At 74.1% G+C, this 19,596-nt stretch carries 24 protein-coding genes; 16 read left to right on the top strand and 8 right to left on the bottom strand.

Features of this window, described 5'->3' with window-relative positions; translation table 11 throughout:
- Positions 1-66: 66 nt before the first annotated feature.
- Positions 67-219, top strand: a complete 153-nt coding sequence (locus tag ACFU7Y_RS01170; protein WP_224282444.1) for a hypothetical protein — start codon at positions 67-69, stop codon at positions 217-219.
- On the opposite strand, the gene ACFU7Y_RS01165 is transcribed toward ACFU7Y_RS01170, so the two are convergent.
- The 3 genes from ACFU7Y_RS01165 to ACFU7Y_RS01155 all read right to left on the bottom strand — a co-directional run bounded on the left by ACFU7Y_RS01165 (position 216) and on the right by ACFU7Y_RS01155 (position 2,044).
- On the bottom strand, positions 216-464 hold the full coding sequence (locus tag ACFU7Y_RS01165; RefSeq protein ID WP_380765892.1) for a hypothetical protein: 249 nt from the start codon (positions 462-464) through the stop codon (positions 216-218). The genes ACFU7Y_RS01170 and ACFU7Y_RS01165 overlap by 4 nt on opposite strands.
- 126 nt (positions 465-590) lie before the next feature.
- Entirely contained in the window at positions 591-1,514 is a 924-nt protein-coding gene (locus ACFU7Y_RS01160; RefSeq protein ID WP_380765890.1) for a hypothetical protein, read from the bottom strand.
- Entirely contained in the window at positions 1,511-2,044 is a 534-nt protein-coding gene (locus ACFU7Y_RS01155; RefSeq protein WP_224284722.1) for a SigE family RNA polymerase sigma factor, read from the bottom strand. The genes ACFU7Y_RS01160 and ACFU7Y_RS01155 overlap by 4 nt, the downstream gene beginning before the upstream one ends.
- A 121-nt stretch (positions 2,045-2,165) precedes the next feature.
- On the opposite strand from ACFU7Y_RS01155, the gene ACFU7Y_RS01150 reads away from it, so the two are divergent.
- The gene (locus ACFU7Y_RS01150; RefSeq protein WP_224284721.1) at positions 2,166-2,927 is read left to right on the top strand and encodes an alpha/beta fold hydrolase; all 762 of its coding nucleotides are present in this window, start codon (positions 2,166-2,168) and stop codon (positions 2,925-2,927) included.
- A gap of 72 nt (positions 2,928-2,999) precedes the next feature.
- Here the strand turns inward: ACFU7Y_RS01150 and ACFU7Y_RS01145 are convergent, their stop codons facing one another.
- The gene (locus ACFU7Y_RS01145) at positions 3,000-3,821 is read right to left on the bottom strand and encodes an AraC family transcriptional regulator (RefSeq protein WP_224284720.1); all 822 of its coding nucleotides are present in this window, start codon (positions 3,819-3,821) and stop codon (positions 3,000-3,002) included.
- A gap of 145 nt (positions 3,822-3,966) precedes the next feature.
- Between ACFU7Y_RS01145 and ACFU7Y_RS01140 the strand changes: the two genes are divergently transcribed.
- Positions 3,967-4,341: a VOC family protein gene (locus ACFU7Y_RS01140; protein WP_224284719.1), complete on the top strand. Its 375-nt coding sequence runs from the start codon at positions 3,967-3,969 to the stop codon at positions 4,339-4,341.
- Here ACFU7Y_RS01140 and ACFU7Y_RS01135 read toward each other — a convergent pair.
- Positions 4,302-6,419 (bottom strand): HEAT repeat domain-containing protein, encoded by a 2,118-nt coding sequence (locus tag ACFU7Y_RS01135; protein ID WP_380765887.1) that lies wholly within the window; start codon positions 6,417-6,419, stop codon positions 4,302-4,304. The genes ACFU7Y_RS01140 and ACFU7Y_RS01135 overlap by 40 nt on opposite strands.
- Positions 6,420-6,522: 103 nt before the next feature.
- Here ACFU7Y_RS01135 and ACFU7Y_RS01130 point away from each other — a divergent pair, with 103 nt between their 5' ends.
- From ACFU7Y_RS01130 to ACFU7Y_RS01085, 10 genes are all read left to right on the top strand, one after another.
- Positions 6,523-6,822 carry a hypothetical protein gene (locus tag ACFU7Y_RS01130; RefSeq protein ID WP_380765885.1) on the top strand — a complete coding sequence of 100 codons (300 nt, stop codon included), beginning with the start codon at positions 6,523-6,525 and terminating at the stop codon, positions 6,820-6,822.
- Positions 6,823-7,070: 248 nt separating this feature from the next.
- Positions 7,071-8,042 (top strand): urea transporter, encoded by a 972-nt coding sequence (locus ACFU7Y_RS01125; RefSeq protein ID WP_380765883.1) that lies wholly within the window; start codon positions 7,071-7,073, stop codon positions 8,040-8,042.
- 88 nt (positions 8,043-8,130) lie between these two features.
- Complete coding sequence (locus ACFU7Y_RS01120) at positions 8,131-8,436, top strand: urease subunit gamma (protein ID WP_224284926.1); 306 nt, start codon at positions 8,131-8,133, stop codon at positions 8,434-8,436.
- Positions 8,437-8,439: 3 nt separating this feature from the next.
- Positions 8,440-9,285 carry a sirohydrochlorin chelatase gene (locus tag ACFU7Y_RS01115; RefSeq protein ID WP_380765881.1) on the top strand — a complete coding sequence of 282 codons (846 nt, stop codon included), beginning with the start codon at positions 8,440-8,442 and terminating at the stop codon, positions 9,283-9,285.
- A gap of 23 nt (positions 9,286-9,308) precedes the next feature.
- The gene (locus tag ACFU7Y_RS01110) at positions 9,309-9,746 is read left to right on the top strand and encodes an urease subunit beta (RefSeq protein WP_224284088.1); all 438 of its coding nucleotides are present in this window, start codon (positions 9,309-9,311) and stop codon (positions 9,744-9,746) included.
- Positions 9,746-11,470: an urease subunit alpha gene (gene ureC, locus ACFU7Y_RS01105; protein ID WP_224284087.1), complete on the top strand. Its 1,725-nt coding sequence runs from the start codon at positions 9,746-9,748 to the stop codon at positions 11,468-11,470. Before ACFU7Y_RS01110 ends, ureC begins: the two co-directional genes overlap by 1 nt.
- Entirely contained in the window at positions 11,467-12,210 is a 744-nt protein-coding gene (locus tag ACFU7Y_RS01100; protein WP_380765878.1) for an urease accessory protein UreF, read from the top strand. The genes ureC and ACFU7Y_RS01100 overlap by 4 nt, the downstream gene beginning before the upstream one ends.
- Positions 12,211-12,248: 38 nt before the next feature.
- Positions 12,249-12,869: an urease accessory protein UreG gene (gene ureG, locus ACFU7Y_RS01095; RefSeq protein ID WP_224284085.1), complete on the top strand. Its 621-nt coding sequence runs from the start codon at positions 12,249-12,251 to the stop codon at positions 12,867-12,869.
- Positions 12,866-13,846 carry an urease accessory protein UreD gene (locus tag ACFU7Y_RS01090; RefSeq protein WP_380765876.1) on the top strand — a complete coding sequence of 327 codons (981 nt, stop codon included), beginning with the start codon at positions 12,866-12,868 and terminating at the stop codon, positions 13,844-13,846. Before ureG ends, ACFU7Y_RS01090 begins: the two co-directional genes overlap by 4 nt.
- 36 nt (positions 13,847-13,882) lie before the next feature.
- Positions 13,883-14,062: a hypothetical protein gene (locus ACFU7Y_RS01085; protein ID WP_380765874.1), complete on the top strand. Its 180-nt coding sequence runs from the start codon at positions 13,883-13,885 to the stop codon at positions 14,060-14,062.
- A 6-nt stretch (positions 14,063-14,068) separates the two neighbouring features.
- Here the strand turns inward: ACFU7Y_RS01085 and ACFU7Y_RS01080 are convergent, their stop codons facing one another.
- A complete protein-coding gene (locus ACFU7Y_RS01080) occupies positions 14,069-14,575 on the bottom strand; it encodes a MarR family winged helix-turn-helix transcriptional regulator (RefSeq protein WP_380765872.1) in 507 nt (168 codons plus the stop codon).
- Positions 14,576-14,643: 68 nt separating this feature from the next.
- Here ACFU7Y_RS01080 and ACFU7Y_RS01075 point away from each other — a divergent pair, with 68 nt between their 5' ends.
- The gene (locus tag ACFU7Y_RS01075) at positions 14,644-15,522 is read left to right on the top strand and encodes an NmrA/HSCARG family protein (protein WP_380765870.1); all 879 of its coding nucleotides are present in this window, start codon (positions 14,644-14,646) and stop codon (positions 15,520-15,522) included.
- A 141-nt stretch (positions 15,523-15,663) separates the two neighbouring features.
- Here ACFU7Y_RS01075 and ACFU7Y_RS01070 read toward each other — a convergent pair whose 3' ends face one another.
- Together ACFU7Y_RS01070 and ACFU7Y_RS01065 are read right to left on the bottom strand one after the other, a co-directional pair.
- Positions 15,664-16,095 (bottom strand): protein phosphatase, encoded by a 432-nt coding sequence (locus ACFU7Y_RS01070; protein ID WP_224283827.1) that lies wholly within the window; start codon positions 16,093-16,095, stop codon positions 15,664-15,666.
- 25 nt (positions 16,096-16,120) lie between these two features.
- A complete protein-coding gene (locus tag ACFU7Y_RS01065) occupies positions 16,121-17,503 on the bottom strand; it encodes a response regulator transcription factor (protein ID WP_308020285.1) in 1,383 nt (460 codons plus the stop codon).
- A 149-nt stretch (positions 17,504-17,652) separates the two neighbouring features.
- Between ACFU7Y_RS01065 and ACFU7Y_RS01060 the strand changes: the two genes are divergently transcribed.
- Positions 17,653-18,585 (top strand): NADP-dependent oxidoreductase, encoded by a 933-nt coding sequence (locus tag ACFU7Y_RS01060; RefSeq protein WP_380765867.1) that lies wholly within the window; start codon positions 17,653-17,655, stop codon positions 18,583-18,585.
- A 228-nt stretch (positions 18,586-18,813) separates the two neighbouring features.
- On the top strand, positions 18,814-19,545 hold the full coding sequence (locus ACFU7Y_RS01055) for an MIP family channel protein (RefSeq protein WP_380765865.1): 732 nt from the start codon (positions 18,814-18,816) through the stop codon (positions 19,543-19,545).
- Positions 19,546-19,596: the final 51 nt, after the last annotated feature.

Below are 19,596 nucleotides of genomic sequence, written 5' to 3'. Positions count from 1 at the left end.
GCGGTGGGCGAGGAGTGGGAAGTCGACGGGGCCGACTTCCCACTCCGCAAACCGCTGGTAGGGCAGGTGGCCGCCCTCCGCGAGTACCTCGCCGTGCTGGACGAGGCCCTGCCCCTGATCGAGGACGAGTACGGCGCCTCCTACTTCACGGACCTGCGGACGATGGCCGCGATGGTGGCCGAACGCCACCCGCTCGGCGTGGAGGAGCAGGCCTCCTAGCCGGCCGCCGTACCCCGGGCACGCCGCAGGGCGAGGTGCGTCAACCAGGCCGGCCCGAAGGTGAACGGTGCGGCGGTGTCCTCCGGCGGGCCGGGGACGGCGACGCAGACCGCGTCGACCGCCAGCGGCGCCCAGGGGCCGAGCACGAGGTGCCGGGCGAGCACGTTGCCCGGCGCGAGCTTCGCCACGAAGGGGACCAGGAACCCCACCACCGCGAGGGGGACCGTCGCACCGGTGTGCTTCACCGCCTCGAAGACCGTCCAGGCGAGCAGTACCAGTCCCAGCCCGCCCTGCCGCCTGCCTCGCCGGAACCCCGTCAGCCGTCACCGCTCCAGCCAGCCACGGGCCGGTTCCTCAGGAGGCCGTTTCCCTCATGAGGCCGGTTCGGTCAGGAACTTGGAGCCGGCGTCCGGGAGCTTGTTGCCGTCCCTGTCGAAGAACTGCCAGGACTTCGCCCGCAGGGTCCCCGGGCGGGCCACCACCATCGCGCGGACGGGGGAGTCGGCCACGGTGACGAACGGCGGCTCGGTGGTGGAGCCGTCCGCCCAGGTCACCACCACCCGGCCGACGTCCGGGCCGAGCGAGAGCAGCACCACGTCGAGCGGGGCCACGGTGTCGTCCTTGCCCCGGTGGCCGACCATGCCGCCGCCGAAGCTCGTCCTGCTGCGCGGGTCCACCTTGCCCGGGGCCGCCTGGGTGCCCTCGGAGTCATGGCCGAGCCGCACCCCGTCCACCGTGAAATAGACGTTGACGACATCGGAGTCGGGCTGCCAGTACTGCCGAACGAAGTCCTCCGTCGGCCTGGGGACCGCCGGGTCGTACCGGCTGCGCTCCTCCCACACCGCCGTCGCCTGCTCGAACGCCCGCTCCTGCGGGGCCTCGGGCCACAGCGACTCCCACAGCTGCCACTGCTTGCCGTCCGGGGTCCGGTCCTGGCCCAGCAGCACCCGGACCGGGGTGAGCGGGTCTCGCACCGCGGGGGTCGCGCTCGTCGCGGGGGCGGTCGCCGGGGCGAGCACGGCGCCGGTGCCCGCCGGGCCGATCCCGTGGGCGGGAACCGGGTTCGGGCGCAGCTGCGCCAGTACCCCGCCGGTCAGGGCCACCACCGAGGTCAGTGCCACGGCGCCGACCACCGTCCGGCGGCGGTGCCGCAGCCGGCGGCCGCCCGCCACGATGTCCGCCACCGGGGCCGGGCCGATCCGCGCGCCGGCCGCCGCCTCGGCCAGGCCGAGCCCCACCCACAGGTCCTTGCCGTCGTCCACGCCCGCACCCACTCCGTCCGGCTCCCGGTTCATGCCACTCCTCCGATCCGTGTCGTTTCCTTGAGCTCCACCAGCGCCGTGACCTGCCGCAGCCGTGCGATGCCCTTCGCCGCGTGGCTGCGCACCGCGCCCACCGAACACCCCATGGCGGCCGCCGTCTGGCTGTCGCTCAGGTCCTCCCAGTGCCGCATCACCACCGCCTCGCGCTGGCGCGGCGGCAGGGTGGCCAGCGCGGCCAGCAGGGCCCCTCGCTGGTCGGAGCGGGCGAAGCCGTCCTCCACCCCCGGTGCGTCCGGCACCGTCTCCACCAGCAGCTCCGGCGCCCGGCGGCGCCAGCGGCGGGCGTGCTGGTTGACCAGGATCCGCCGCACGTAGGCGTACGGATCGTCGGCCCGGCGCACCTTCGGCCAGGCCGCGCAGGCCTTCTCGGCAGCGGACTGCACCAGGTCCTCGGCCGCGTACTGCTCGCCGGCCAGCAGGTACGCCGTCCGCACCAGGCGTGGCCAGGCCGCGACGATGAACGCCTGGAACCCGTCGTCCTGATCGCTCTTCGCTTCTCTCATGAGCACTTCCGAGCACCTCCTTCACCCGTCCAGAGCCCGGGGGCGGCCGCAAGCGCTTACCGGTGGCTGTGGCGGCTTCACATTGCCCGGGAGCGACGGCGCGGGCACTACCATCCGCCGGGTGATCATTTCTCATGACGTAGCGGGCAGTGGGCCCGCCGTGGTGCTGCTGCACTCCTCGGTGTGCGACCGGCGGATGTGGGACGCGCAGTGGCAGCCGCTGATCGACGCCGGGTATCGGGTGGTCCGCTGCGACTTCCGCGGCTTCGGCGACACGCCGCTCGCGGACGGCCCGTACAGCGACACCGGGGACGTCCTGGCACTCCTCGACCACCTGGGCATCGAGACCGCCGCCCTGGTCGGCGCGTCCTACGGCGGCCGGATCGCCCTGACGGCGGCCGCGCTGCGCCCCGCGGCGGTCACCAAGCTGGCGCTGCTCGGCGCGGGCATGCCCGGACACCAGCCCAGCGACACCCTGCGCGCCTTCGGCGGCCGGGAGGACGAGCTGATCGAGGCCGGGGAGATCGACGCGGCCGTCGAGCTGAACGTCGAGTCCTGGCTCGGCCCGGAGGCCGACGAGCAGGCCCGCGCGGACGTCCGCCGGATGCAGCGCCACGCCTTCGACGTCCAGATGGAGGCGACGTTCGGCTCCGACCGCGAGGACGTCGACCTCGGCCGGATCACCGCCCCCACGCTGGCCGTGTCCGGCGCCCACGACTTCCCGGACTTCCGCGACATCGCCGCGACCCTCCCCGCCGTCCTCCCCGATGCCCGCCACCAGGAACTCCCCTGGGCGGGCCACCTCCCCAGCCTGGAACGCCCGGCCGACACCACCGACCTGCTGCTCGCCTTCCTCCGCGAGCCCGCCCCGGCCGCGCAGTAGCACCCCCGGCCCGCCCACCCACCGGAGCCCCGCTGGACCCGGCCGGAGTGGGAAGTCGGCCCGGCCGACCTTTCACTCCGCGGCTGGTTTCAGCAGGTGGCGGAGGGCTGTGGGGGTGTGGCCGAGGTGGTGGCGGAGGGTGCGGGTGAGGTGGGCCTGGTCGGCGTAGCCGAGGTCGGTGGCGAGGGTGGCGAGGCTGGGTTCGCCGGCTTCGAGGCGGTCGAGAGCGCGGGTGATGCGGACGTGGTGGCGGTGGTGGGTGAGTGAGACGCCGAGTTCGCGGGGGAAGGCGCGGCTCAGGCGGTACGGGGAGACGCCCAGGAGCTCGGCGAGGGACAGCAGGGTGCGGGAGGCCGGGTGGTCCTCGGCGATCGCCTCGCGGGCCGCTGCGACCAGGGCGCGGTCGCGGGCGGCGGACGGGCGGGCCGCCGCGGGTGTCGGCCCGAGGGCCGTACGGGTGACGGCGGTGGCCAGCAGTCCCAGCAGCTGCTCCGTGACGGCGTAGTCGACGTCCCCGGAGCGGGCGGTGGCGAGGAGGCGGCGGTGGGCGAGGCCGAGTCCGGGATCGACGTAGAGCGTTGCGGCGCCCGGCCCGGGGTCATCGCCGGCGAGGGAACGCCAGAGCGCGGGCGTCACACTGATCGAGGTGCACCGGTCGCCGCCGCTGGGGTGGGCGAAGCTCTCCTCCTCGCCCGGTGTGCCGAGGTAGCCGAGGTTCGGGTCGAGGTCGGCGGCCACCCCGGCGGCGCGACGGCGGAAGCGGCCGTGCCGGACCAGCACCATGCGGTGGCCACGGTGGACCTCCGGCGGGGACCAGCGGGCGTGATCGCTGCCGCAGGCGACCGCGCTGATGTCGAAGTCGGGCCGGGTGGCGACGGGTTCGGCGGTGAGCACGGTCGGCAGGGTACGGGCGGGGTCTGACACCCGGGTCGGTCCGACGGCCCCCTGCAAGGATGTTCAAGACCGGCACGGCGGGCCGGCGGCAGGCTGTGCACAGCAACAGCACCCGCATTCACCCGCAACCGCAGGAGCCCGCACCATGTCCGTGCTGAACCAGCCCGCCACGATCGTCCTCGACAGCGCCGACCCGCTCGCGCTCGCCGCCTTCTACCAGAAGGCCACCGGGTGGGAACTCACCCACAGCGACGAGGACTTCGCCTCCCTCGCCCCGGCCGGCGCCGCGCCCGGGCTGGCCTTCGTCCGGGTGGACGGCCACCGTGCGCCGGGCTGGCCGGAAGGCGGCGCGCGGCTGCACCTCGACTTCGCCGTCGCCGATCTTCCGGGAGCCGTCGGGGAGTTGCTGGCCCTCGGGGCCACCCGGCCCGCGTTCCAGCCGGGGGAGGGGCAGTGGGTGGTCCTGCTCGACCCGCAGGGTCACCCGTTCTGCCTGGCGCCCTCCGCCGCCGGCGACTGACCGTCCGGGTCGAGGCGGGCGAGGAGCGTGCGGCACTGGCGCTGAAGCTTCTCGTCCTCCTCGATGCTCCCGAACCGGCCTCCCCGCTGTGGCAGTTCGAGCTGTGCGCGCAGCAGCGGGACGGCCGGTGCGGCGGCGGCGCCCATCCGCTCCAGGCAGGCCGCGACGTGGCCGCCGGTGGAGGAGTTGTTCTCCCAGGCCGGGAGGAGCGCGTCGAGGACCGCCGGGATCTCGGGGGCGCCGCCGATGTCCCAGAGCGCGGTGGCGCAGTGGACGCGAACCCAGTCGTAGTCGTTGGCGAGCAGTTCACGCAGCCGGGGCAGGGCGGCCGTCGCTGCCGGGCCGATCTCGCCGAGGAGGTCCACGACCGTGAACAGTCCGAAGGGGCTGTCGGTGCCGAGCAGTTCGAGCAGTGGCGGCAGGACCTCTTCCGCGTCGCCCTCGACCGCCCGGAGCGCGCCGAGGGCGACGGGGCGGACCCTGGCCTCCGGTCCGTGTGCCAGGGCGCGGATCCGTGGCAACGCGGGGGCGGCCGCCGGGCCGAGTCGTTGCAGGGCCTGGAGCGCGGATTCGGCGATGCCCCACTGTCCTTCCCGGACGGCCGCGTCGAGGGCCTCCGTGAGGGACGGGAGCACCGCCGCGTCGCCGAGCACCCCCAGGGCACCCACGACCGACCGCACCTCCATCTCGATCCACTCCCGGGACAGGTCGAACCCCCGCAGCATCCCGGCCAGCCGGGGCGCCAACTCGCCTGTAGCAGCAGGAAGATGGCGAGCCACCTGGACGGCGCGCCAGGCGTCGTCCCCCGCGTCCAGCGCCGTCAGCAGGCCCGGCAGCGCCCGTTCGTCGCCGAGCTGCGCCAGCGCCAGGACGGCCTCCTGGTGCGCCCGGCGCCGGTGCGGCTCGGGCGAGGCCCACACCTGGGGCCCGCCCTCGGCGCGCTGCGCCGCGACGAGGGCGGCGAGGGCCTCGCGGGCGGGTCCGGCGACCACATGGCAGGCGTTGAGGACGGCGGCGGCCTCGGCGACCACCTCGGGGTGGGGGTCGGCGAGCCGTCCGGCGGCCAGCGCGATCAGCGAACCGTGGTCGCCGCGCCAGGACTTGACGAGTTCGGCGGTCATCCGCAGCGCGTCGAGGCGGGACCCGGGGTCGGGGCTGCACAGCTGTTCGGCGAGCAGTGCGGTGCGCTCGGGCACCCGGGAGTCCAGGACTTCGTGGAAGTCGCGCAGCAGCCCGGTGGTCGGCGAGTGGACCGCGGCGTGCCGGTCCAGCTCCGCGAACGCGGCGATGACGTACCCGGGTGCGCTGCCCGGTTCGATCGGGGGCTTGGGCCCGGCCGGGGTGGGGGAGGCCCACCACTCGCCGGCCGGCGCAGGCTCCTGCCGCAGCAGGTCGATGGCGGCCGGGACGTCCTGTGGGTCCGGCTCGGTGCAGCGGGCCCGGTGGACGAGCGCGGCGAGCCGGATCGTGGGGTCCAGGGTGGCGTCCCCGGCCAGGGCGGTGAGCCACGCCGCCGCGTCCGGCGCCGCTTCGGTACGGCGCAGGGCCAGTGTCGCCATGGCCTCGACCAGCAGCAGCCGTTCGACCACTCCGGGCTCGGCGGGCAGCCGCTCGCGCAGCACCGCCGCGGCCCGGACGGTGTCCTCGACGAGCAGCCCGAGAGCCGGGATCGCCGCCTGCCGCAGCAGTCGGCTCCCGGTGTCGTCGGTGGCGAACCGCACGAAGACGTCGCTCCGTCGGCGCAGGAGGGCCAGCGCGTCGGAGTAGTCCGCGTCGGTGTACCCGTGGTCCTCGCACGCCGCCGACTCGTGGCCGATGCCGGCCAGCAGCTCGACGATCGCGGCCCGCCCGGGCGTGGCCGGGTCGTCCAGCAGCTCGAACAGGAACGGCAGGCTGGCCGTGGTGGCGGGGTAGACGCTGCCCTGGTGGAAGAGGGCGCTGTAGTAGCGGCCGAGTGCCTTGCCCCGCTCCTCCTCGTCCGTGGAAGCCAGGGCCGCGAGCAGTTCCGGTACCTCCTCGGCCGTTCCGTACGCGTGGTGCAGCTGCGTCCAGTCGATGTCGTGCAGTCCGTTGAACATGATCGGCACTCTGCCGGGCCGGTCTGACAACGGGCCGGACACCCGTTCCGCCGACAACGGGGAAGCCGGGACTCCAACGCGCGTCGGGAGCCATGATGGCGGGGTGCACTTCACCTCGGAATCCAGCGCGGACGGCGTGACGCAGCGCCGCTTCACCCTCGACGGCGTGCCCGGTGTGCTCTGGCAGCCGGACGGATCGGCCCTCGGCGGGCGGCCGTTGGTGCTGCTGGGGCACGGTGGCGGCCGGCACAAGCTGGGGCCGGGGCTGGTGGCGCGGGCCCGCCGGCCGATCAGTGCGTGGGTGGCGCGGCACACGGCGGCGCTCGCGGAGCGGGCGGTGCCGGAGCTCGAACTGGCCTCGTGTGAGCGGTTCCTGGCCCGGCATCCGATCCGGGCGGAGTGAGCGCGGGCCCCGGCGCGGCCGACGTCAACCGTCGGTAAAACTTCGCAAAGGATTTCTCCCCGCAACGAACCCGGGCGGCGCCGACTTCAACAGATTGTTGCAGCTCAGTGGCCCGATGGTCACCCTTCGTGGATTTGGCGTAACAGTCCGCTCCCGCTGGACTTCGCAATTTGTAGGAGTACGGTTCCGGAGGAATCGCCGGGGCCGACTTTCGGGCAGGCCGGCCGTACCGGAAATTGGTGCGCAGCATGGGTTGGCAAAAGGGTGGGGAGAGCGCCTCGGTGGCGACTCGTCCGATATCCGGCAGGTGGGCCGCGGAAGTCCTGCGCGGCGTCGCACAAGTCGATTTCATGCCGTCCGTCGTCTGCGGGCTCTCCTTCGTGGCCGCACTGTTCGCGGCCGGCTGGCGGTACGGCCTCTACGGACTGCTCGGCAGCGCCGTCGCCACCGCCGTCGCGTACGGGCTCGGGCTCGACCGGGAGGCCGTCGGCGCGGGGCTGCACGGGTACAACGGGTGCCTGGTGGCGCTGGGTTGCGCCGTCTTCCTGGGTGCCGGGCACCCGGCGACGGTCGCGGTGGCGGTCCTCGGGGCCGCCGTGGCCGTGGTGGTCGCGGCGGGCGTCGGGGCGCTGCTCGCCACCTGGCGGCTGCCCGCGCTGACCGCGCCGTTCTGCCTGGTCGCGACGGCCGTCACGGTGGCCGCCCCGGGCTTCCGGCGGCTGTGGCACGGCGCGGGCGCACCCGCCGCCCTGCCCGTCCCGGCCGACGGTCCGACCGGGCTGAGCTGGGAACAGCTCTGGCACGGGTTCTTCGCGAACATCGGTCAGATCTTCTTCATGCCGCAGTGGTACGTCGGCCTGCTGTTCCTGGCCGGGCTGTTCGCGGCGAGCCGCCTCGCGGGCCTGACGGCCTGTGCGGGAAGCGCCACCGGGCTGCTCACGGCCTGGGTGTTCGGCGCTCCCGGGGAGGCGGTCGGGCAGGGCCTGCTCGGGTACAGCGGCGTGCTGGTCGCCCTCGCGCTGTGCGGGGTGTTCCTGGCGCCCGACGGCTGGAGCGCGGCCTACGCCCTGGTCGGCGCGGCGGCCGCGACCGTGCTGACCCCCGCGCTCGGCGCCGTCTCCGCGCCCTTCGGCGGCCACGCCTTCACCTGGCCGTTCGTGCTGACCACCCTGCTGTTCCTGGCGGCGGTGCCGGCCGTCCCCCGCCTGCGCCGGGCCTGAATCCACATCCGGCGCCCCCGGATTTCCCGCACGTCGGACACCTCCTGCATTTCATCCATCGGATTCCCGGAAAGGAAGAGTGGTACCCGTGAATCTCTCGCCGCGTGAGATGGACAAGCTGTACATCTACGTCGTCGCCGACCTGGCCCGCAAACGCCGCGACCGCGGCGTCAAGCTGAACTACAGCGAGGCCTGCGCGCTGATCAGCGAGGCGATCATGGAGGGTGCCCGGGACGGCCGAACCGTCGCCGAGTGCATGGAGATCGGCAAGCAGGTCGTCGGCGGCGAGGACGTCATGCCGGGCGTGCGCGAGATGCTCCCGCTGCTCCAGGTCGAGGCGGCGTTCGTGGACGGGACCAAGCTGGTCTCCTGCCACGACCCGGTCGGTGCCTGAGCGATGACTCAGCCTCAGGCCGTCGCCGTGGTGCTGGCCGGCGGGCACGAGAGCGCCGGCGGCCGGGACCTCGCCGCTCTGGTGGCCCGCGAGCCCGCCGTGCGCGCGGCCGTCCCCGCAGGCCGTCCGCTCGCCGAGGCCGTGCGGTCGGCGCTCGCCGCGGCGGGCGACGGGCCGGTGTGCGTCGTACCGATGACGCTCGGCCGCGACCCCGGACTGGTCGCCGACACCGCTCGGGCGCTGCGCTGGCTGGCGGCCGGGGAGGCCCGCGGACGGCTCGCACTGACCGCGCCCTTCGGCGCCGCCGACCACCTGATCGGCTGGTTGCGCGCCGCCGCCGGCACCGCCCCCGACGGCGCGGTGCTGGTCACCGCCCCGGCGGCCGGCCCGTTCGAGGACGCCGAGCTGTTCCGGATCGCCCGCCTCGCCCGCCAGTACGGACGGCACCGGTGGGTCGAGGTCGCCTTCGAGGGCGGCGACCCCGACCCGGCCGAGGGCGCCGAGCGCTGCCGACTGTTCGGCGCCCGCGAGGTGACGGCCGTTCCGGCCTCCTTCGGGCCGGCCCTGCGCACCGCGCTGCCCGGCGTACGGGACGGCGGCCCGCTGCTGCGGCCGTCCGCCGTCGCCGGGGTGGTCGCGGCCCGGACGGCGGCGGCGCTGCACCTGCTCGGGCACGGGGAGGACGGCATCCTGGCCGGCCTCGACGCCGAGCACGGGCACGGCTACACACACAGCCACGGGCCGGGCGAGCAGGGCCACAGCCACGGGCCGGGCGAGCAGGGCCACCGGCACCGCCACGGCCACACCCGCGAACACGCACACACCCCCCACGCACACAGCCCCCACTGACCCGGCAGAGAGGAAGACCAGCCATGTCCGGTAGCGCCGCATACCTGTACGGCGACGACCCGGTGGAGATCAACGCCGGCCGCGCCAAGGCCACCGTCACGGTCAGCAACACCGGCGACCGGGCGATCCAGGTCGGTTCCCACTACCACTTCTTCGAGGCCAACCGCGCTCTCGACTTCGACCGCAACGCCGCCTTCGGCAAGCACCTGGACATCCCGGCCGGCACCGCCGTCCGGTTCGAGCCGGGCGACACCAAGGACGTCACGCTCGCCGAGTTCGGCGGCCACCGCCGCCTGGTCGGCTTCGCCAGCCTCGTGGACGGCGGCATCACCGCCCCCGACACCCGCGCCCGCGCCGTCGACCGGGCCATCGCCCGCGGCTTCAAGGGCACCAACCTCGACCGCAAGGAAGACCGGCCACGGGACTTCCACCCGGAGCTCCACCAGGAAGGCGACCGCTGATGGCCATGCTCTCCCGCAAGCAGTACACCGACCTCTTCGGCCCCACCGTCGGCGACCGCTTCCACCTCGCCGACACCAACCTCGTGGTCGAGGTCGAACAGGACCACAACCAGGGCCACTACGGCGACGAGGCCGTCTACGGGGGCGGCAAGGGCATCCGCGACGGGATGGCCCAGGACCCGGCCGCGACCTCCGTGCAGGGCGCGCTCGACCTGGTGATCACCAACGTGGTGGTGCTGGACCCGGTGCTCGGCGTGGTCAAGGGCGACATCGGCGTCAAGGACGGCTTCATCGTCGCCGTCGGCAAGGCCGGCAACCCGCACACCCAGAGCGGCGTGCACCCGCGGCTGGTGATCGGCCCCGGCACCGAGGTGATCTCCGGCGAGCACCTGATCGCCACCGCCGGCGGCATCGACACCCACATCCACTTCATCGCCCCGCAGCAGGTGCAGGAGGCGCTGAGCAACGGCATCACCACCCTGATCGGCGGCGGCACCGGCCCGTCCGACGGCACCAACGGCACCACCTGCACCCCCGGCCCGTGGAACATCCACCGGATGTACCAGGCGGTGGAGGACCTGCCGGTCAACGTCGGCCTGCTGGGCAAGGGCAACGGCTCGCTGCCCGGCGCGCTGCGCGAGCAGGTCGAGGCGGGCGTGTGCGGACTCAAGGTGCACGAGGACTGGGGCAGCACCCCGGCCGCGATCGACAGCGCGCTGAGCGTCGCCGACGAGTACGACGTGCAGGTGGCGATCCACACCGACACCCTCAACGAGTCCGGCTACTTCGAGGACACCCTGTCCGCGATCGACGGCCGCACCATCCACACCTTCCACACCGAGGGTGCGGGCGGCGGCCACGCCCCCGACATCATGCGGATCGCCGGCGAGCCCAACGTGCTGCCGTCCTCCACCAACCCGACGCTGCCCTACACCGTCAACTCGGTGGACGAGCTGCTGGACATGGTGATGGTCTGCCACCACCTCAGCCACAACATCCCCGAGGACGTCTCCTTCGCCGACTCCCGGGTCCGCGCCGAGACCATCGCCGCCGAGACCGTGCTGCACGACGAGGGCGTCATCTCGATCTTCTCCTCCGACTCCCAGGCGATGGGGCGGATCGGGGAGTCCTTCACCCGCGCCTTCCAGACCGCCCACCACTGCAAGGAGCAGCGCGGCAAGCTGGCCGGCGACAGCGAGCGCAACGACAACGTCCGCGTCCTGCGCTACCTCGCCAAGCTCACCATCAACCCCGCCATCGCCTCCGGTACCGCCGACCACATCGGATCGCTGGAGCCCGGCAAGCTCGCGGACATCGTGCTCTGGCCGATCAACTCCTTCGCCGCCAAGCCGAAGATGGTCATCAAGGGCGGCGTGATCAACTGGGCGCTGATGGGCGACCCGAACGCCTCGCTGCCCACCCCGCAGCCGGTCTACTACCGGCCGATGTTCGGCCAGTACGGGCGGGCCAGGCAGGCCACCCGGGTGTCCTTCATGTCGCAGGCCGCGGTGGACCTCGGCGTTCCGGCCGAACTCGGTCTGGAGAGCAGGGTGTTGCCGGTGCGGCGGTGCCGTTCGATCGGCAAGCAGCACATGGTGCGCAACGACGCGCTGCCGAAGATCGCGGTCGACCCGGAGACGTACAAGGTCACCCTGGACGGCGAGCCCGCCACCATCGAGCCGGCCCGCGAGCTGCCGCTCAACCACCTGTTCTACCTCGCGTGAGCGTTGTCGACCCCGGCGCCGGCGATGCCGCTGATGCCGCCGGCACCGCCGACACCGGACTGGACGCCCTGCTGGTCTGCCTCCAGCTGACCGACTCGGCCTTCCCCAGCGGCTTCTACACCCTCTCGCACGGGCTGGAGGGCTACGCCCAGGCCAAGGCCGTCACGCCGGACACCCTGCCCGGGCTGCTCGCCGACCTGCTGCGGCACGGCGTCGGACCGTCCGACGCCACGGCGCTGGTCCTGGCCCACCGGGCGGCCACGGCGGGCGACTGGGAACTGCTCGCCGAGACCGACCAGCGGCTGCACGCCACCAGGCTCAACCGCGAGCTGCGCCTGGCCGCCACCCGGACCGGGCGCCAACTCCTGGACATCGCCGGGGAGTCGGTGGGCGGCGAGGCGCTGGAGCGGTACGCCGCGCTGGTCGCGCAGAAGCGGGCCCCCGGCTGCCAGGCGGTGGCGGCCGGGGTGGCGTACGCCTCGGCCGGCGTTCCGGTCGAACAGGCCGTCACCAGCGACCTGTTCGCGTTCTGCACCAGCTTCGTCGGCGCCGCGCTTCGGCTGCGGCTGACCGACCACCGCAAGGCGCAGGTGGTGCTGCGGGCGGCCTCCCCGGTGATCCGGGAGGTCGTCTCCGCCGCCCTGGAACGGGACTTGGCGGACCTCGGCGGCTGCGTGCCGGTCGCGGACGCCATGTCCGGGCGGCACGAACGGGCGGAGGCCCGGCTGTTCATGAGCTGAATTGTTGTTCCGCACAATGTACGACCAGAGGAGGAGAGTTGACCGAGAACGTGCTCCGCGTGGGCATCGGCGGGCCGGTGGGCTCCGGAAAGACGGCGCTGATCGAGGCGCTCGTCCCGGTGCTGATCGCCCGCGGCCACCGCCCGGCGGTCATCACCAACGACATCTACACCCAGGAGGACGCCCAGCACGTGCGGCGCACCCTGGCCGGGGTGCTGGACCCCGAGCGGGTGGTCGGCGTGGAGACCGGCGCCTGCCCGCACACCGCCGTCCGCGACGACCCGACGATGAACCTCGCGGCCGGTGCCGAGATGCTGGAGCGCTTCCCGGACGTCGACACCCTGCTGTTCGAGTCCGGCGGCGACAACCTCACGCTGACCTTCAGCCCGGTGCTGGTCGACCTCTTCCTCTTCGTCCTCGACACCGCCGAGGGCGAGAAGATGCCCCGCAAGCGCGGCCCGGGCATCACCGAGTCGGACCTGCTGGTCATCAACAAGATCGACATCGCCCAGTACGTCCGCGCCGACCTCGGGGTGATGGAGTCCGACGCCCGCCGGGTGCGCGAGGGCGGTCCGGTGGTGCTCACCAACTGCCTGACGGGGGAGGGGCTGGAGGAGATCGCGGCTTTCCTGGAGACCTTCCGCAAGGTCCCGGCGTGACAGTCCCGTCGGCCGCTTCGGTTGCGGCGGTGCCCCGGCTCGACCCCCGGCACTACGAGCCGGCCCGCGTCCCGTACGAGGTCCGGCGCCACGCCGGGACGCCCGACACCCTCGCGGTCGGTCGTCCCGGCAAGGTCGGGCTGCTGGAGCTGGCCTTCGAGCGGATCGCCGGGCGCACCGAACTCACCGGCCACTACCAGAAGTCGCCGTTGCAGATCATGCGCCCGCTGTACTTCGACCCGGCCCGCCCCGACCTCGCCGTCACCTTTCTGATGTCCACCGGCGGCGGGATCCTCCAGGCCGACCGGCTCCGCACCGACCTGCACTGCGGCGCCGACACGGCCGTCCACCTGACCACCCAGGCGGCCACCAAGGTCTACCGGATGGAGCACGACTACGCGACGCAGCTGGTCAACCTGACGGCCGGCCCGCGCGCCTACGTCGAGTACCTGCCCGAGCCGGTGATCCCCTTCGTCGACTCGCGCCTCTACCAGCGGACCGTCCTCACCGTCGACCCGGACGCGACGGTGCTGGCCGGCGAGACCGTCCTGGCCGGTCGGCTCGCCCGGGGTGAGCGCAACGCCTACCGGGTGTTCGCGTCCGACCTCGAAGTGCGGCGCCCGGACGGCGAGTTGGTGGCACTGGACACCGTCCGGCTGGAGCCCTCGGCGACCGGGGGCGGCGGGGTCACCGGGCCGGCGGTGCTGGCCGGGCACGACGTGATGTCCAGCCTGTACGTCCTCAGCCCCGCCCCGGCGGGCCGGATCGCGGACGTCCTGCACGAGGCGGTGGCCGGCCGCGGCCGGCGCCACGGCGAGCTGCTGTACGGGGTCAGTGTCCTGCCGCAGGACAGCGGCGCCTGGCTGCGGCTGCTCGGCTCCGACACCCGGGCCGTCGCGGCCGCCCTGCGCGCGGCCTGGGACGCGGTGCGGCGGCTGCTGATCGGGGTGCCGGCGCCGGAGCTGCGCAAGACGTAGTGTCGGCGGCCGGGGCCGTGCCTGATCTTCTTCCGGATGGCGATGGTCTCTACGATCGTCGCCGGGCCGGACCCGGCGACCGGCGCCGAGCTCTGGGCGTCCACCCAGTACGGCGGGCTGAGCTGCCCGCTGGCGGCCGCCGGCGGGACCGTCTACCAGGGCAGCCGCGCCGGCGTACTCGCGCTCGGCACCCTGCCTGCGCCGCCGTCGGCCTGACCGGCCTCAGGAGCCGCCCGGCCCGCCCGAGGTGTCCGCTCTGCCCGGTTCCATGGCCGCCAGACGGGCCACCTGACGGTGGCCGAGCTCGACGGTGCGGTTCATGTGCCGCAGCAGGAAGGCGAGTTCCTCCTCGCTGTCCTCGGCGAAGACGGCCGCCCAGTCGGTGGACAGCTCGCGCCACACCGCCCCGAAGCGCTCCAGCGCCTCGGGGAGGACCGCGACCAGCACCCGCCGCCGGTCCGCCTCGTCCCGCTGCCGGGTGACCAGCCCGGCCTTCTCCAGCCGGTCGACCAGCCGGGTGGCCGAGCCGCTGGTGAGCCCGGTGAGCTCGGCGATCCGGCCGGTGGTGACCGGCCCGTCCTCCAGGGTGAGCAGGTTGAGGCACTGGACGTCGGTCGGGTGCATGCCCAGGTGGTCGGCGACGGCCTGGTTGAACAGCACGTACGAGGCCAGGTAGCGGCGCGAGACCGGCCACAGCCGGGCCATCAGTTCGTCGCGGGTCGTCGTCATGGGGGAAGGGTAACCGGCTGCTCGATAATTGTTTGCGTCGCGCAGAGATCGCTCTCTATGTTGTCTGCATGACGCAGATAACCGAGTCTCCTCTTCCCGTTGCCGTCACCGGTGCCACCGGAGCCCAGGGCGGCGCCACGGCCCGCGCCCTGCTGCGCGCCGGCCGGCCCGTCCGCGCCCTCACCCGCAACCCCGGCTCGCCCGCAGCCGCCGAACTCGCCGCACTCGGCGCCGAGGTGGTCCGCGCCGACTTCGACGACCCGGCCTCCCTCGTCGCGGCACTCGACGGCGCCGGCGCGCTGTTCGCCATGTCCACCCCGTTCGGGACCGACCTCGACGCCGAAGTCCGCCAGGGCATCGCCCTGCTGGACGCCGCCCGGGCCGCCGCCACCGTCCGGCACGTCGTCTACGCCTCCGCCGCCAACGCCGACCGCTCCACCGGCATCCCGCACTTCGACAGCAAGCACCGCATCGAGCGGCACCTGGCCGGCCTCGGCCTGCCCTGGACCGTCCTCGGCCCGGCCGCCTTCATGGAGAACTACGCCAACGACTGGACCCTCAAGTCCCTCCGCGAGGGCGTCTTCCACCTCCCCATGCCGCCCGGCGTCCCGCTTCCCGTGATCGCCGCCGACACCATCGGCGCCTTCGCCGCCCACGTCCTCGCCCGGCCCGGGGCGTACGCGGGCCGGCGCATCGACATCGCCTCGCAGTGGCGCACCGGCGAGCAGATCGCCGCCGCCATCGGTGCGGCGAGCGGTCGGCCGATCCGCTTCGAGGAGGTGTCGCTGTCGGTCGCGGCAGGGTACTCCGAGGACCTCGCCACGATGTTCCGCTACTTCCGGGAGCCCGGGCTCACCATCGACACCGGAGCCCTGCACGCCGAGCACCCCGACATCGACTGGCAGCCGCTGGAGACGTGGGCGGCGGGCCGCAGCTGGGACCTCTGACGGAGTTCAAGGGCCGGTGGTGAGGTGCGCGACGGCGCCGAGCCCGGCTTCGGCCCGTTCCGGCCTGGTGCGCGTCACCGTTGACCGTTCCGCCGGTGATCCGATCGGCCGTCGAAGTCTCTGGGGCGCTCCCCACCCGGCCTAGGCCGGCCGCTCCACGAACTTGCGCTGCCACGGCGTTTCGACCGCGTGCCGGCTGTAGTGCTCCCGCACGTAGTCCACCGCCTCGGCGGCCGGGACGCCGTCCAGGACGGCGATGCGGGCGAGCGCGGTGCCCGTGCGCCCTCGCCCGCCGGCGCAGGCGAGTTCGACGCGTTCGGTGGCGGAGCGTTCCCAGGCCTCGCGGAAGGCGTCGGCGGCGTCCGCGCGGTCGGCGGGGAGGCGGAAGTCGGGCCAGCGCACCCAGCGGCTCGGCCAGTCGACGTGCGGCGGGCGGCCCAACAGGTAGAGGCCGAAGGTCGGTTGGGGTCCGGGCGGCAGGGGTCGGCTGAGGCCGCGACCGCGCAGCAGGCGGCCGGAGGGCAGGCGCAGGATGCCGGGGGTGGTCGGGTCCCAGGTGGCGGGTTCGGTCATGGTCTCTTTCTCTCGGGGGGGATGTTCAGGATGCCGCGTGCAGCCCGACGGGCCCGCGTGGCAGTCCGGCGCGGTGGGCCAGGGCGGCGGCCTCGCCGCGCGAGGAGACATCGAGTTTGGCGAGGATGTTGGCCACGTGGAACTTCACCGTCGACTCGCTGATGTGCAGCGCCGCCGCGATGTCCCGGTTGCGGCGGCCGCGCGCCAGCTGGTCGAGGACCTCCAGCTCGCGCGGCTGGAGGCCGTCCAGCGGGTCGGTGGCGAGGACGGGCTCGGGCAGGGCGAGCGGGAGGTCGACGGTCACCGTGGTGCCCCAGCCCGGGACGGCCTCGACGCCGTGGTGTCCGCCGAGGGCGGTGATGCGGTCGGCGGTGCGGTGGACGGCGAGGGCGTCGGCAGTGAGCAGGCCGAGGCCGTCGCCGCGCACCACGGCGCGCAGCAGGCCGTCCGTCGTGAGCTGCCAGCTCACGTGCAGCCGGGTCGGCTTCTCCTGTTCCAGCATCAGCAGCACGGCGACCCGGACGGCGTCGCGTGCGGTGTGCGCGGCGTCCGCCGGGACGGACCGGCCGGCCTCCGCCGGGGGTGCGGCGTCGAGGTGGACCCGGGTGTGCCGCAGCAGCGGGCGCAGCTCGCGCACCAGCCGGGCGAAGGCGGCGTCGGCGGGCTCCTCGCTGAGGGTGCGGTCCAGTTCGGCGCCCTGGCGCAGGTCGAGCAGGGCGGTGACGGCCAGCTCGGTGGCGCTGCGGCGGGCCGTGGCGTCGTCCAGGCCGGGCGCGCGCAGCGGTGCCAGGATCGCGGTGAGCGCCGCGCTGTGGGTGCCGGTGAACTCGGCGATGGCCCGGGCCCGGGCGTTGGCGGAGGCGCGGGAGGCGGCCGTCTGGGTGGGGGCGGCGTCGGTGGCGCGGTGGTCGGAGTGGGCGATCACCAGGTCCCACAGCTGTTGCAGGACGGCGAGCGCCCCGGGTGCCACCGGTTCGGTGCCCGTCCGGACGAGGACCAGGACGGCGCCGCTGTCGTTGCCCGGCGTGGTTGCGACGACCACCACCGGCCGGGACCGTCCGGCGAGCTCGGCCTCGCCCTGCCAGGGACGGCCGGCCGAGGTGGTCCCGGCCGTGCGTTCGGCCAGCCGGGACAGGTCCAGCGCGCTGATGGCGCCGGTGAGCTCGGGCGGGCCGTAGCTGTGCGTGGGGCTGAACGTACAGACGCCACTGAGCTGTGCGAGCGCCGCGTGCGGGACGAGGGTGCCGAGCACCTCGGACAGTCGCCGCAGGACGTCCGGCCGGGGAGCGCGCAGCACTTCGACGGCCCGTGCCAGCGCGTCCTCGGGGCGGCCCCAGTGGTCGCGCCAGGTCCCGTCCGCGCCGCCCGTACCCGCCGTTGTAGCCGCCGCGCCCCTCGTGTGGTCCATGAGGTCCAGCCTAGTTCGGGTGCCGCCGTTCCCACCTGGCCGTTCGGACAGGTGGAACCGTCCGAAGGACCGGCCGGGCAGCCACCGTCCCGGTCGCAGGATGGAAGGCGTCGGAGCGAACCAACTCCCCTGAAACCGAAGGATCTTCCATGACCAAGGCGATCGCCTTCTCCGAGTTCGGCGGCGCGGACGTGCTGCGCCCGACCGACATCGAACTGCCCGCTCCCGGGCCCGGCCAGGTGCTGGTCGCGGTCCGCGCGGTGGGTGTCAACCCGGTGGACCGCAGGCTGCGCACCGGCGAGCTGGCCGCGCTGTTCCCGGTCGTCTTCCCCTACGTGCCGGGCGTCGAGGTGTCCGGCACGGTCGAGGCCGTCGGCGCGGAGGTGAGCGGCTTCGCGCCCGGCGACGAGGTGTTCGGCAGCATGATGGGCGGCGCCTACGCCGAGCACGCGCTGGTCGACGCGGCGGTGCTGGCCCACAAGCCCGCCACGCTGGGCTGGGAGGAGGCCGCCGCGCTCCCGACGGCCGCCGAGACCTCCGAGCGGGTCCTCGACGTCCTCGGCGTGCGGCCGGGCGAGACACTGCTGGTGCACGGCGCCGCCGGCGGGGTGGGCACCCTGCTGCTCCAGTTCGCCCGGGCGCGCGGGATCACCGTGGTCGGCACCGCGAGCGAGCCGAACCACGCCTACCTGCGGGAGCTGGGCGCGATCCCGGTGACGTACGGCGAGGGCCTGGCCGAGCGGGTGCGGGCCGCCGCCCCGGGCGGCGTTGACCGGGCGCTGGACGCGGCCGGGCGGGGCGGGGTGCTGCCGCTGTCGATCGAGCTGACGGGCAGCGCGGACCGGGTGCTGACCATCGCCGACATCCAGGGCGCGCAGGAGCACGGCGTCCGCTTCAACGGCGGAGCCGAGGGTGTCGACTCCTATCACCAGCGCGCCTACGCGGCCGCGCTGGCCCTGCACGAGGCGGGCACCCTGCGGCTGCCGCTGCACCGGGTGTTCCCGCTGGCCGAGGCGGCCGAGGCGCAGCGGGTCAGTGAGGACGGGCACCTGCGCGGGAAGATCGTGCTGACGGTCCGATAGCCGCCCGGCGCCCGCCCTGTCCCCGTCTGCCCGTTTTACCTACGTTTTGCATTGGGCTCGCCATTTTCGTACGGTTTCAGCCGTTCGGAGTAATTCGGCAGGCGGACGCGCCGTGAACACGGCGGTGGGCCGTTCGGCCGACATGCGGTCCCCCGAACGGTCGACCAGGGTTGGCCGGACGTGGGCGGTACCGGTCCGCCTGCCCTGACGGTCAGGAGGACCAGGCGCATGGGTGGAACGGACAGGCGGGCGGTGATCGGCGAGTTCCTCGGGACCCTGCTGCTGGTGCTGCTGGCGGTGGGCGCGGCGGTGCTCGCGGGGGACGCGATCGGCCCGGTCGGCATCGCGCTCGCGTTCGGCTTCGTACTGCTCGCACTCGCGTACGCGCTCGGACCGGTCTCCGGCTGCCACGTCAACCCGGCGGTGACGCTCGGCTTCCTGCTGGCCCGCCGGATCGACGGGCGTACGGCGGTGTCGTACTGGGTGGCGCAGCTGCTCGGCGGCATCGCGGGTGCGGCGCTCGTCCTGCTGCTGGCCAAGCAGGTACCGGGGCTGGAGACCCACGGCAAGCTCGGCACCAACGGCTGGGGCGACCGCTCCCAGGTGCACATCAACGCCGGCGGTGCGTTCCTGACCGAGGTCGTCCTCACCTTCCTGCTGGTGTACGTCGTGCTGGCGGTGACCCACCGGCTGGCCGCGGTCGGCTTCGACGGGCTGCCGATCGGCATCGCGCTGGTGGTCGTCCACCTGGTCGGCATCCCGCTCACCGGCACCTCGGTCAACCCGGCGCGCAGCCTCGGCCCGGCCCTGTTCGCGGGCGGCGGGGCGCTGTCGCAGCTGTGGCTGTTCCTGCTCGCCCCGCTGGTCGGCGGCGCCCTGGCGGCGGGTGTGCACCTGCTGACCCACCCGCAGCCCAACCTCCCGGTGGCCGAGGCCCTGGCCACCGACGCGCGGGTGTAGCTCCCGCACAACGGCCGAGCGGCGGCCGGGACCGTGGTGACGGTCCCGGCC

The sequence above is a fragment of the Kitasatospora sp. NPDC057542 genome (genome assembly GCF_042801945.1).
Taxonomy (GTDB): domain Bacteria; phylum Actinomycetota; class Actinomycetes; order Streptomycetales; family Streptomycetaceae; genus Kitasatospora.
Note: the sequence above shows the minus strand (reverse complement) of the source record. Positions and strands in the feature narration are given on the sequence as shown.